The sequence below is a fragment of the Amycolatopsis sp. NBC_00348 genome, from assembly GCF_036114655.1.
GTDB lineage: Bacteria > Actinomycetota > Actinomycetes > Mycobacteriales > Pseudonocardiaceae > Amycolatopsis.
In genome coordinates this window covers 972,261-985,487 of sequence record NZ_CP107994.1, presented here as the reverse complement: position 1 = coordinate 985,487, position 13,227 = coordinate 972,261, and the positions used below count along the sequence as shown (strand labels likewise).

The 13,227-nt window shown below is 73.2% G+C and carries 8 protein-coding genes; 5 read left to right on the top strand and 3 right to left on the bottom strand.

Features of this window, described 5'->3' with window-relative positions; translation table 11 throughout:
• Positions 1-3 precede the first annotated feature (3 nt).
• From OHS58_RS04755 to OHS58_RS04735, 5 genes are all read left to right on the top strand, one after another.
• The gene (locus tag OHS58_RS04755; protein WP_328647261.1) at positions 4-894 is read left to right on the top strand and encodes a PDR/VanB family oxidoreductase; all 891 of its coding nucleotides are present in this window, start codon (positions 4-6) and stop codon (positions 892-894) included.
• Positions 894-1,688: a siderophore-interacting protein gene (locus OHS58_RS04750; protein WP_328647260.1), complete on the top strand. Its 795-nt coding sequence runs from the start codon at positions 894-896 to the stop codon at positions 1,686-1,688. The genes OHS58_RS04755 and OHS58_RS04750 overlap by 1 nt, the downstream gene beginning before the upstream one ends.
• A 180-nt stretch (positions 1,689-1,868) precedes the next feature.
• The gene (locus OHS58_RS04745) at positions 1,869-2,741 is read left to right on the top strand and encodes an AraC family transcriptional regulator (RefSeq protein WP_326951132.1); all 873 of its coding nucleotides are present in this window, start codon (positions 1,869-1,871) and stop codon (positions 2,739-2,741) included.
• A gap of 81 nt (positions 2,742-2,822) precedes the next feature.
• Positions 2,823-4,619: a maleylacetate reductase and hydroxyquinol 1,2-dioxygenase domain-containing protein gene (locus OHS58_RS04740; protein ID WP_328647259.1), complete on the top strand. Its 1,797-nt coding sequence runs from the start codon at positions 2,823-2,825 to the stop codon at positions 4,617-4,619.
• Positions 4,616-6,361: an FAD-dependent monooxygenase gene (locus tag OHS58_RS04735; protein ID WP_328647258.1), complete on the top strand. Its 1,746-nt coding sequence runs from the start codon at positions 4,616-4,618 to the stop codon at positions 6,359-6,361. The genes OHS58_RS04740 and OHS58_RS04735 overlap by 4 nt, the downstream gene beginning before the upstream one ends.
• 159 nt (positions 6,362-6,520) lie before the next feature.
• Here the strand turns inward: OHS58_RS04735 and OHS58_RS04730 are convergent, their stop codons facing one another.
• The 3 genes from OHS58_RS04730 to OHS58_RS04720 all read right to left on the bottom strand — a co-directional run bounded on the left by OHS58_RS04730 (position 6,521) and on the right by OHS58_RS04720 (position 12,966).
• On the bottom strand, positions 6,521-7,411 hold the full coding sequence (locus OHS58_RS04730; RefSeq protein ID WP_328647257.1) for a peptidylprolyl isomerase: 891 nt from the start codon (positions 7,409-7,411) through the stop codon (positions 6,521-6,523).
• A 105-nt stretch (positions 7,412-7,516) separates the two neighbouring features.
• Positions 7,517-8,932, bottom strand: coding sequence for a M1 family metallopeptidase (locus OHS58_RS04725; protein ID WP_328647256.1), 1,416 nt, complete (start codon positions 8,930-8,932; stop codon positions 7,517-7,519).
• 86 nt (positions 8,933-9,018) lie between these two features.
• A complete protein-coding gene (locus OHS58_RS04720) occupies positions 9,019-12,966 on the bottom strand; it encodes a Pls/PosA family non-ribosomal peptide synthetase (RefSeq protein ID WP_328647255.1) in 3,948 nt (1,315 codons plus the stop codon).
• Between the last annotated feature and the right edge of the window lie 261 nt (positions 12,967-13,227).

The following is a 13,227-nucleotide window of genomic DNA, read 5'->3' as shown; positions in this document are numbered from 1 at the left end:
CCCATGCAGAAGACCATCCTCGACCGCGTCGAGCGGCTCGCCGACGACGTCGTTTCCCTTGTCCTGCACGGAGACGAAGGACCGCTGACGCCGTGGGAGCCGGGCGCGCACGTCGACCTCGCGCTGCCCAACTGGCTGACCCGGCAGTACTCGCTGTGCGGCGACCCGGGCGACCTCACGAGCTACCGGATCGCGGTCCGCCACGACCCGCTCAGCCGCGGCGGCTCGGAGTACGCCCACCGGTACCTGCGTCCGGGCCGGACGCTCGAAGTCTCGGTGCCGCGCAACCACTTCCCGCTGGAACCGGCACCGGAGTACCTGTTCCTGGCCGGCGGGATCGGGATCACGCCGATGGTGCCGATGCTGCGGGCGGCCGTCGCTTCCGGCGCCGCGGCGACGCTGGTCTACGCGGGCCGGTCGCTCGCGACCATGCCCTTCGCTTCGGAACTCCTTGCCGAGTACGGCGACCGCGTCCGGCTGTTCCCCACGGCCGAGCGCGGCCGGCCGGACTTCGCGGCGTTCAGCCCGCGCGCGGAGGTCTACTGCTGCGGCCCGGCGTCGATGCTCGCCGCGGCCGAGGCCGTGTTCCCGCGCGTGCACGCCGAACGCTTCCAGCCCACGCGCCGCGTGTTCGGGCCCGACACGGCGTTCGAGGTCGTCTGCGCCCGCTCCGGCGGGACGATCCAGGTCCCGCCGGACGAGTCCCTGCTCGACGCGCTGACCCACGCCGGGCGCCCGGTGCCGTCCGGCTGCCGCGAAGGCGTCTGCGGCAGCTGCGAACTGAAGGTTGTCGACGGCGAGCCCGAGCACCGCGACGACATCGGCGCGCCGCCTGGTCGGATGTACGCGTGCGTCTCCCGCGCGCTCTCGCCCCGGCTCGTGCTGGACGTCTGATGATCCCGAAGGTCCGCCGCGCGAAGACGCGGAAGATGATCACCCTCGAAGTCCTGGCGAACACGGCGCCGAGCCCGGCGTTCCGGACCGTCACCCTCGGCGGCCCGGAGCTGGCGGAGTTCGAGCCGGCGGGCGACGACCAGGCCGTCCGGCTGTTCTTCCCGCGCGCCGGGCAGGACGGGCTGCGGATGCCGACCCGGGACAACGAAGGCTGGATGGCCGAGGTGCTGCTGATGCCGAAGAGCCGCCGTCCGTGGGTCCGCAACTACACGATCCGGCGGTCCCGCCCCGGCGAGATCGACATCGAGTTCGCGCTGCACGACGGCGACGCCCCGGCCGCCGAGTGGGCCCGCCGCGCCCGCCCGGGCGACCCGGCCGGGGTCTTCGACCTCGGCGTCAGCTACCTGCCGCCGGCCGGGGTGGCCTGGCAGCTGCTCGCCGCGGACGAGAGCGCGCTGCCCGCGGTCCTGGCGATCCTCGAGGGCGCGCCCGCCGACCTGGTCGCGGAGGTCTTCCTGGAGGTGCCGGCGCAGTCGGACATCCGGGAGGTAGAGGCCCCGGCCGGGGTCCGGGTGCACTGGCTGCCCCGGCTCCGGCCCGCCCGTCCGGGCGCGCTCGCGCTGCAGGCGGTCCGCGACGCCGACCTGCCGCCCGGCCGCGCCTACGCCTGGGTCGCCGGGGAGGCCGCGCTCGCCACCGGGGTGCGCCGCCACCTGGTGCGCGACCGCGGCTGGCCGAAGTCCGGCATCGCGTTCCTCGGCTACTGGCGCCACGGCCGCGCCAGCCCAGGCTGACCCAGACGGTCGGCTCGCGTACCTGCAGAGTCGGGCCACGTACCTGCAGAGTCGGCTCGCGTACCTGGAGGGTCGGTTCGTGAGCCGACCCTCTGAGTACGCGAGGCGACTGTTTGAGGACGTGAGCCGGTCCTTCGCGCGGGTACGATTGGAGTCGGCCTCGACGTCGAGGAGGCAGGCGTGGGCGAACTCGGGCTGACCGACACCAACGGCATCCTCGCGCTGCCCTGGGTCCGCCCCGAACGCACCAGCGCCGGTCTCGGCTGGGACCGCGTCTACCTCTCCAAGCAGCGGGAACGCCCGTACCGCGCCGCGTTCGGGCCCGCGCGCAGCCACCAGCTGATCCTCCACCTCGGCGGGCCCGTGACGGTCCGGCGCGGCGTCGGGACGCCCCACGAGCAGAGCCGGCGGATGCCCGCCGGCGGGCTGTTCCTGCAGCCGTCGCACGTCGACCTGTCCGTCGAGCTGGGCGGGGAGCTCGACACCGTGCACGTCTACGTCGCCGACGACGCCGTCCAGGAAGCGGCCGGCGGGGACGCGCCCGTGCGGCTCGCCGAGGAGTTCGGCAGCGATCCGCTGCTCGAACAGCTCGTGCTGAGCCTCGACGGCGTCGTCCGCGACTGGGAGCCGAGCGCGCGGACCTACGCCGACCAGCTCGGCGCGCTCGTCGCCGCGCAGCTCGTCCGCCACCACCACGCCGGGCGCGTCCTGCTCCCCGAGCCGGCCCGCGGCCTGTCCGACCGGCAGTTCGCGCGGGTGCGCGACCGGATGGCGGACCAGCTGGCCGAGCCGGCGCCGCTGGCCGACCTGGCCGCGCTCGCCGGGCTGAGCGTCAGCCAGTTCTCGCGGCAGTTCAAGGCCCGCACCGGCCTGCCGCCGCACCGGTTCCTGCTGCGGCTGCGCGTCGAGCAGGCCGGGCTGCTGCTGCGCACCGGCACCGAACCGATCGCCGAGATCGCCGTCCGCTGCGGCTTCTCGCACCAGGAGCACCTCACGCGCGTGCTGCGCGCCCAGCTCGGCACCACGCCGGCCGCCCTGCGCCGGGCAAGCTGAGACGCTGAGACGCGCGTTTCGTGCCTCGACGCAGCACGAACGTGCAGGACCGGGCCCCGGCCAGGCCGGATACTCCCTCGCATGACCTCGTTCAGCTACGCCGCGAACCCCGTGCGGGTGGTCTTCGGCTCCCTCGACGACGTCGGCGCGGAAGCCGGCCGCCTGGGACTCGGGCGCGTCCTGCTCGTCGCCGGCCCGCGCTACGGCGACCGCGCCGCCGCCGCGCTCGGCCCCCTGCTGGCCGCGCGCTTCGAGGACGCGGCGATGCACACCCCGGTCGACGTCACCGAGCGCGCGCTGAAGGTCGTCGCCGACCACGGCGTCGACGGCGTCGTGGCGGTCGGCGGCGGCTCGGCCACCGGGCTGGCCAAGGCGATCGCCCTGCGCACCGACCTGCCGCAGCTGATCGTGCCCACGACGTACGCGGGCTCGGAGCTGACGAGCGTCCTCGGCGAAACCGCCGACGGCCACAAGACCACCCAACGGTCCCCGAAGGTGCGGCCGGAGGTCGTGCTCTACGACGTCGGCCTGACGCTCTCCCTGCCGGTGGCCACCTCGGCCGCCAGCGGGATCAACGCGCTCGCCCACGCCGTCGAGGCGCGCTACGCCCCGGACGCCAACCCGATGACGGACCTGCTGGCCGGCGAGGCCATCCGGCTGCTCACGGACGCCCTGCCGCGGATCGTGGCCGATCCGTCCGATGTGGACGCGCGGACCGCCGCCCTGCGCGGCGCGTGGCTGGCGGGTTCGTGCCTGGACAGCGTGTCGATGGGCCTGCACCACAAGCTGTGCCACCACCTCGGCGGCAAGTTCGGGCTGCCGCACGCCGAAACCCACGCCGTCCTGCTCCCGCACGTCATGGCGCACCTGGGCCTCGACGACGCGATCGACGTCTTCGAGCTGACCGCGTCCCTGCCGATCCCGCACTCGCTGGCCGAACTCGGGCTCACCGAAGCCGACATCGCCGACGAGCCCGAGGCGGACCTGCTGCGCCAGGCCCTGAAGGGCGCCCGCACGACGGCTCCCCCGGTGCTCGCGGCGCTCACGAAGCAGGTCGTCGAGAGCTTCGCGGGCGCGCCGGACCGCGTCCGCGAGCTGCTCACCGACCTCGTCGAAACGCTGCACGGCTACGCGATCCGCACCGACCTCACGCAGGAGGAGTGGGAGTACGCGATCGGGTTCCTGACCCGCACCGGGCAGATCTCCAGCGACACGCGCCAGGAGTTCATCCTGCTGTCGGACACGCTCGGCGTGTCCAGCGTCGTCGACGTCCTGACCAACTCGCGCACGCCGGACACCACGCCGTCGGCCGTGCTGGGCCCGTTCTACGTCGAGGGCCCGCCGGAGACACCGCAGGGCGCCGACCTCGCGGCGGGACTGCCCGGAACTCCACTGTGGACGGACGTCCGGATCACCGACACCCACGGCGCCCCGGTTCCCGAGGCGGTCGTCGACGTCTGGCAGTCCGATGAGGACGGTTTCTACGACGTCCAGCTGCCCGATCTCGACGGACCCGTGCTGCGCGCCCGCTTCCGCACCGACGCCGACGGCCGGCTGCGGTTCTGGACCATCGTGCCGAGCGCGTACCCCATCCCCGCCGACGGGCCGGTCGGGCAGATGCTCGACGTCGTCGGCCGCCACCCCTACCGGGCGCCGCACGTGCACTTCATGATCGCCAAGCCCGGCTTCCGGACGCTGATCACGCAGCTGTTCGTCCGCGGCGGCGAGTACCTGGACTCCGACACCGTGTTCGGCGTCAAGGACGGCCTGATCGTCGACTTCACCGAGCAGTCCGGGCCCGCCCCGGACGGCCGCGAGCCCGGGCTCTGGCGCCGGCTCGACTTCACTTTCCGCATCCAGCCCGGGAGCACGAGATGAGCTACGACACCGACGTCATAGTGATCGGCAGCGGCCCCGCCGGGGGTTCGGCGGCCCTGCTGCTCGCCACCTACGGCGTCCCCACGGTGCTCGCCACCAAGTACGGCTGGATGGCCAACACGCCCCGGGCGCACATCACCAACCAGCGGACCATGGAGGTCTTCCGCGACCTCGGCGTCGAGGACAAGGCGCTCGCCGTCGGGACGCCGCCGGACCTGATGGGCGACACCGTGCTCTGCACGTCGCTGACCGGGCCGGAGATCGGCCGGATCGCCAGCTGGGGCACCGGCGCCGGGTCGGCCGCCGAGTACGGCGCCGCGAGCCCGTGCCACATGATCGACCTGCCGCAGACCTACCTCGAGCCGATCCTGGCGAGCGAAGCCGCCGCGCGCGGCGCGAAACTGCGGCTGGACACCGAGTTCCTCGACTTCACGCAGGACGCGGACGGCGTCACGGTCCGCTTCCGCGACCGCGTGCGCGGCGACGAGTTCTCGTTGCGCGCCAAGTACTTGATCGGCGCGGACGGCGCGCGCAGCCGCGTCGCCGAGCTGGCCGGCCTGCCGATCGCCGGGCAGACCGGCAAGGCGGGCAGCATGAACATCACGTTCACCGCGGACCTCGCGCCGTACGTGGCCCACCGGCCGAGCGTGCTGTACTGGGTGATGCGGCCGGGCGCGCACCTCGGCGGGATCGGGATGGGCCTGGTCCGGATGGTGCGGCCGTGGAACGAGTGGCTGCTCACCTGGGGTTACGACATCGAGCAGGCGCCGCCGGAGGTCGACGTCGAAGAGGCGACGCGGCTGGTGCGCGACCTCGTCGGCGACCCGGACCTCGACGTCGAGATCACCTCGACGTCACTGTGGACGGTCAACCACAACTACGCGACGGAGTACCGCAACGGCCGGGTGTTCTGCGCCGGGGACGCGGTGCACCGGCACCCGCCGTCCAACGGGCTCGGGTCGAACACGTCCATCCAGGACGCGTACAACCTGGCGTGGAAGCTCGCGATGGTCGTGCGCGGCGAAGCGGGCGAAGGCCTGCTGGACAGCTACACCGCCGAGCGCGCGCCGGTCGGCAAGCAGATCGTCGACCGGGCGAACCTCAGCCGCGACCAGTTCGGGCCGATCTTCGCCGCGCTCGGCATCGCCGGCGACACCGACTCCGACGGCATCACCGCGGGCCTCGAAACCTGCCTCGCGCCGACGCCCGAGGGCGCGTCGAAACGGCGTGAGCTGGAGAAGGCGATCGAGCTGAAGCACTACGAGTTCAACGCCCACGGCGTCGAGATGGACCAGCGTTACGTCTCCGGCGCGGTGCTGCCCGACGGCGTCGCTCCGGTGGCGTCCGAGCGTGATCCCGAGCTGTTCCACCGGCCCAGCACCGAACCGGGCGCGAAGCTGCCGCACGCGTGGCTGGTCGGCCCGCACGGCCGCCGGGTGTCCACTTTGGACGTCGTCGGCGGCGGCCGCTGGACGGTGCTGACCGGCCTGACCGGCACCGCGTGGGGCGACGCCGCGGCCAAGGTGGGCGCGGAGCTGGGCCTCGACCTGCGGACGGTGCGCGTCGGCGACCCGGAAGTCCGCGACGCGTACGGCGACTGGTCCCGCCTCAGCGGCATCGCCGAGGACGGCTGCCTGCTGGTCCGCCCGGACGGCTACATCGCCTGGCGCAGCCACACGTCGTCCCCCACGGCCGTCCCCACCCTCCTGGCCGCCCTCCGAGACCTGCTCGACCGCCCGTGATCAGAAGGTCAACTCGCGTGATTGCCGGGTCAACTCACGTGATTGAAGAGTCGACACGCGCAGCATCCGGCTTCACACGCCGTGTCGACCCTTCAATCACGCGTGTCGGCTCCTCGATCACGCGTGTCGGCTCCTCGATCACGCGTGTCGGCGCTTCCTTCACGGGGTGGTGATGGCGGTGAAGGTGACCGGGGTCTTCGGGGGGCCACTGCCGTCGCCGATGCCGGGCTTGGACGTGTCGACGCCGGCGGCGGCCACCTTGTCGAGGACCGCCAGGCCGGCGTCGTCGATGCTGCCGAACACCGTGTACTCCGGCGGGATCTGCGTGTCGCCGAAGACCAGGAAGATCTGGGAGCCGCCCGAGTCGGGTTCGGACGTCTTGGCCATCGCGAGGATGCCGCGGCCGTAGGTCAGCTCGGGGAACGTCTCGTCCTTGATCGTGTAACCCGGGCCGCCGGTGCCGTCGCCGGCCGGGTCGCCGCACTGGAGCATCTGCAGCCCGTCCACCACCGAGAGCCGGTGGCACGAAGTGCCGTCGTAGAACCCCTGCTTCGCCAGGCTCAGGAAGTTCACCACGGTGCACGGCGCCAGCGCGCGGTCCAGCGTCAGCCCGATGGCGCCCGCGCTGGTCGCGAGCCGCACCGCGACGGTGCCCGACGACGGCGCCGGACCGTCCGGCGGCGGCGTGGCCGGCTTCGGCGCGGGCGAGCCGGGCGCGGGGGTGAACGCGCAGGTGATCGGGTCGACGAGCGGCCGCGGCCGTTTCGGCAGCGGAGCACGGCCGCCGGGCAGCGGCGCCGAGGCACTCGGCGAAGCGAGCGTGGCCGGCGGCTGCGACGACGACGGCGACGTCGGGAACCACACGCCGTCGGCGTTGCCCTCCGGCTTCCGCAGGAACCCGGGATACCCCCAGGCCAGGAACGCGAGCACCATCACGACGACCACGACGACCGAGCCGGTGATCAGCACGACGGCCGCCGGCGACGTCTTCTTCGGCGGCGCCGGCGGTTGCCACTGCGGATACCCGTAGGGCGGCCCCGGCTCGCTCATCAGCGCTCCCCTCGTCGAAGGCCCATTCTGCCGGGAAGACCACCCGTCCGGGTGAGAACGGCCAAGGGAACTCCCCCGGCCGGAAGCGTTCGACCGCATCGACGGCTAGGGCAGCGGCGGCAGCGCCGGGGTGTCGAGCCAGCGCGTGAAGAACGTCCCCAGCGAGCGGCCCGCGTACTCCTCCGCCGTCGCGATGAACGCGGCGGTCGTGACGAGCCCGTGGCGGTGTTCGGTCGTCCACGCCTTCAGCACCGCGAAGAACGCCGGGTCGCCGATCTCCGCCCGCAGCGCGTGCAGTGTCAGCGCGCCGCGCTTGTAGACGCGCTCGTCGAACATCCGCGCCACGCCGGGGTCGGCGACCCGGACGTCGGCCGGCTTGGCCTTCATCCGGGTGTGCCACGTGCGGGCCAGCGACTGCGCCGACTCGCCGCCGGACTCCTCCGACCACAGCCACTCGGCGTAGGTCGCGAAGCCCTCGTTCAGCCAGATGTGGCGCCAATCGGCCACGGTCAGGCTGTTGCCGAACCACTGGTGCGCCAGCTCGTGCACGACGAGCCGCTCGTACGTGCGGCGGCCGTCGACGTGGTTGGCGCCGAAGATCGACATGCCCTGCGCCTCGATCGGGTCGTCGAGATCGTCGTCGGTGACGACGATCTGGTACTCGCCGAACGGGTACGGGCCGAACAGCCGCTGCAGGACCTCCATCATCCGGCCCTGCCGGCCGAAGTCGTGCTCGAACGGCCGGCGCAGCCGCGGCGGCACGGCGGCGCGCTGCGGCACGGTCTCGTGGACCGCCTCCACCTGCCCGCTCGCGCGTCCGATGTCGACGCTCAGCCGGCGCGCGGCCGCCCCCACGCGCGCGAACCAGCCGCCGCCGCTCAGGTCGACGTCGTCGTAGCGGCCGATCTGCACGCTCATCAGGTAGGTCGCGGTCGGCTCGTGGCGTTCGAAGACCCACTTCGTCGTGCTGGCCGAGGTGTAGCGGTCGACCAGCTCGCCGGTGACCGCGACCAGGTACGGCGACGACGTCGTCACGCTCACCCGGTAGGTCGCCTTGTCGGACGGGTGGTCGTTGCAGGGGAACCACGACGGCGCGCCGACCGGCTGGCTCGCCACGAGCGCGCCGTCGGTCAGCTCGTCCCAGCCGACGTCACCCCAGCGGCTCCCCACCGGACGCGGGTTGCCGACGTAGAACACCTCGACGGTGAACTCGCTGCCCGCGGCGATCGCCTTCTGCGGCTTGACGTGCAGCTTCCGCACGCGCTTGAGGTACTTCGCGGGCTTGCCGTCGACCAGCACGCGGGTGATCCGGAACTCGCCGAAGTCGAGGCTGACGCGGGAAAGCGCCTGCGTCGCCTCCGCGGTGATCACCGCCGACGCCGACAGCCGGTTCGGCGCGACCTTGTAGTCGAGGGTCAGGTCGTAGTGCCGGACCCGGTAACCGCCGTTGCCGTGCGCGGGGAGGTAGGAGTCGCCGGAGGTGTCCGCGCCGGGTGCGGGAGCGGAAGCCTTCGAGATCACCCGTGCCGGACCTTTCCTCGTGCGTACTTCGAACCAGGCTCGCACGGAGGGGTGATTCCGTGCGAGCCGGGTGGTGACTTCGTGACCTACTTGCCCGTCCAGGCGGAGATCGGGTTGCCGAGCCAGCGGGAGTCGGGCGGCACCTCGTCGCCGCGGGTCACCAGGGACCCGGGGCCGACCGTGGTGCGCGCGCCGATGCTCGCGCCCGGCAGCACGATGCCGTGCGGGCCGAGCGTCGCGCCCTCGTCGAGGGTCACCCGCGACATGCTCATGATCCGGTCGTGGAACAGGTGCGTCTGCACGACGCAGCCGCGGTTGATGGTCGCGCCGTCGCCGAGTTCGACGAGGTCGGCCTCGGGCAGCCAGTACGTCTCCAGCCACACGCCGCGGCCGATCTTGACGCCCATCGTGCGCAGCCAGGCCGCCAGCAGCGGGGTGCCGCCGAGGGACCCGATCAGCCACGGCACGGCCAGCGTCTCGACGAAGGTGTCGGCGAGCTCGTTGCGCCAGACGAAGGAGCTCCACAGCGGGTGGTCGACTTCGCGGAACTTCCCGACCAGCAGCCACTTCATGACGGTCGCGGTCAGCGCCGCGACGATCCCGGCGGCCAGCAGGGCGGGCCCGGCGAGCAGCACGGCGACGCCGAACCCGAACACCGACGCGGCCTGCAGCAGCCCGAACGCGACGGTGACGCTCAGCGCGACCCCGCACATGACCGGGATGATCCGGCACAGCTCGACCAGCGCCCGGGCCGCCTTGAGGTGCAGCGCCGGGGTGTAGGTGCGGCTCGTGTCGGCGTCGCCGATCGCGCGGCGCACCGGCAGCGGCGGCATGCCGAGGTACGACGAGCCCTTCTTCGCCCGCAACGGCGTCGAGGACAGCACACCCACGAGCCCGCGCTTCGGCACCGAACGGCCGGGCGCGGTCATCCCCGAGTTGCCGAGGAAGGCCTGCTTGCCGATCCGGGCCGGGGCGACGTGCAGCCAGCCGTGGCCGAGCTCGTAGGTGGCGACCATGGTGTCGTCGGCCAGGAACGCGCCGCTGTCGACCTGGGTCATCTTCGGCAGCGCGAGCACCGTCGACGCCTCGACGTTGCGGCCGACCTTGGCGCCGAGCAGCCGCAGCCACACCGGCGTGAACAGGCTGGCGTACAACGGGAACAGGCCTTCGCGGGCCATGCTCATCAGCCGCTCGGTGGCCCAGACCTGCCACGCGACGCGGCCGTGGACCGGGTGGTAGCCCTCGACCATGCCGATGCTCAGCGACCGGACGCCGGCGAGCACGAACAGCATGTACGTCAGGAAGTACGCGGCGGTCGCGACCGGCACGAAGATCAGCGCCTGGGTGAACGCGGCCAGGAGCGTCGGCGCGCCGACGATCGCGTAACCCAGCACCGCCACGCCCGCGAGCGCGGCCAGGCCCGGCAGGAAGCCGAGCAGCACCGAGGTCACGCCGTAGACCGCGGCCCAGAAGTGCGACCGCGGCGGGCGGCTCGACGGCCACTTCAGCGCGTCCTTCGCGTCCTTGCCGTCCTTGCCGACGGGCGCGGCGGGCGAGCCGGCCCAGTGCTGGCCGGCCTTCACCGCGCCGCGGACGGTCGACCCGGCCGCGATCTCCGCGCCCTTGCCGATGCGGACGCCGGGGAACAGCGTGCTGCGCGCGCCGATCCGGGCCTCCGCGCCGATGCGCACCTTGCCGATGTGCACGCGGTCGCCGTCGACCCAGTGGCCGGACAGGTCGACCTCGGGCTCGACGGCGGCACCGCGGCCCAGCTTGAGGAACCCGGTGACCGGCGGCGGCGAGTGCAGGTCGACGTCCTTGGCGATGCGCGCGCCGAGGGCCTTGGCGTAGGTCGTCATCCAGGACGCGCCGGCGACGCTGTCCGCGCCGCTGAACTCGGCGAGCTTCTCGGCCGTCCACAGGCGCAGGTGGACGCTGCCCCCGCGCGGGTAGGTGCCGGGCCGCACGCCGGAGAGCAGCACACGCGCGCCGCCCGCGGCGATCGCGATGCGCCCGGCCGGGCTGAACAGCACGGCCCAGGCCAGCACGAGCCACGCCCAGTTCAGCGTCGGCGCCCAGGCGAACCCGAGCAGCGACAGCACGTTCGACAGCGCGGCGGCGAGCGTCGCCCAGCGCAGGCCGGCGAGCCCCATCAGCGGGACCATCAGCAGCGTCTGGATCACCCCGGCACGGCGCTTCGTCGGCGCGATGTCCCGGCGTTCGGTGGCCTGGCCGCTCAGCGCGTCCAGCATCGCGGCCAGCGCGCCCAGCTTCGGGTAGGAGTAGATGTCGGCGACCGACACCTGCGGGTGCCGGGTGCGGATCCGCGCGACGACCTGGGCGGCGGTCAGGCTGCCGCCGCCGTGGGTGAAGAAGTCGGCCTTGGGGTCGTCGACCGACACGCCGAGGATCTCGGCCCAGCCTTCGGCGAGCCACGCCTGCGTCGGGGACAGCCCGGCGGCGTCCACTGTGGACAGCGGCCACGGGAGGGCGTTGCGGTCGACCTTGCCGGAGGTGCGGGTGGGCAGGTCTTCGACGACGGCGAGCAGCGGCACCAGCGCGGCGGGCAGGTGCTCGCGCAGCCGGGTCGCGGCTTCGTCGTGCCGGAAAGGCACGCCGGGCGCCGGGACGACGTACCCCACGAGGACCTGGTTGCCGGCCTTGGTGCGGCGGATCGCGGCGGCCGCGCCCTGCACACCCGGCAGGGCCTGCAGCGCGGCGTCGACCTCGCCCAGCTCGATGCGGCGGCCGCCGAGCTTGACCTGCTCGTCGAGCCGGCCGAGGAACAGCAGGCCTTCGGCTTCGGCGCGGACCATGTCGCCCGAGCGGTAGGCGCGCTGCCAGCCCAGCGACGGCAGGGCCGCGAACTTCTCGGCGTCCTTCTCGGCGTCGAGGTAACGGGCCAGGCCGACGCCGCCGATGACGAGCTCACCGGTCTCGCCCATGGCGACCGGCTGCCCGTCGTCGTTGACCACGGCCAGCTGCCAGCCCGACAGCGGCAGGCCGATCCGGACCGGGGCCTCGCCGGTCAGCTGCGCGGCGCAGGCGACGACGGTGGCTTCGGTGGGGCCGTAGGTGTTCCAGACTTCACGGCCTTCGACGGCGACCCGCTCGGCCAGCTCCGGCGGGCACGCTTCGCCGCCGAAGATGAGCAGGCGGACGTCTTCGAGCGCGTCGGCGGGCCACAGCGCGGCCAGCGTCGGCACGGTGGAGACGACGGTGATGCTCTGCGCGACCAGCCACGGGCCGAGGTCGACGCCGGTGCGGACCAGCGCGCGCGGCGCCGGCACCAGGCAGGCGCCGTGGCGCCAGGCCAGCCACATCTCTTCGCAGGAGGCGTCGAAGGCGACGCTCAGCCCGGCCAGCACGCGGTCGCCCGGGCCGATCGGCTCCTCGGTGAGGAACAGCTCGGCCTCGGCGTCGACGAACGCGGCGGCGGCGGCGTGCGAGACCGCGACGCCCTTGGGCTTGCCGGTGGAGCCGGAGGTGAAGATGATCCAGGCGTCGTCGGCCGGGCCGGGGACGCCCTCGCGGCCGCCGGGCGTGCTGTGGACGTTGATCTTGCCGTCGGTGGCGACCGCCGCGACCTGGGCCTCCTCGAAGACCAGCTCGGCGCGCTCGTCCGGGTCGTCCGCGTCGACCGGCACGTAGGCGGCGCCGACGGACAGGGTCGCGAGGATCGCGACGTACAGCTCGGCGGTGCCGGAGGAGATCCGGACGCCGACGCGGTCCCCGACACCGACGCCGTACCCGCGCAGGCGGCGGCCGTAGGCGTCGATCTCTTCGAGGAGCCGGCGGTAGGTCAGGGTGGTGGTGCCGTCGTCGATCGCGGCGGCGTTGGGGTGGCGCTCGGCCGTGGCGGCGAGGACGTCGAGCAGCGTGCGCTCGCTCGCGCCGAGCCCGGACCAGAAGAGGGCGCGGTCGGCGACCGGGGCGGTCGACGGCGCGTGCGTCACCTCGGCGACGCACGGCAGCGGCGCGGTGATTTCCGCGGCGGATTCGGCCGGTGCACCAGGTTCTGCGGTAACGGTCATCGCCCGGACACCCCGGCCATGACGAAGACGTGCAGCAACGAACTATGGGCGCGCAAGCCCATCACTCACCTTCCGCGAGCCTCTATCGGGCTTGCACTCCGGAATGAGGCGCCCGCAACGACCCTCAACCATACCCGCGGATCAAGGAAAGATATCTCCTGGGTCACGGCGGAGTGTCGGACCTCACGCCCCGGACGAACCCGGGTGCGAAGCAGGTCACACGCGTGATCGGCCGGTCGACCCGGCGCCCGGCCGAAGATT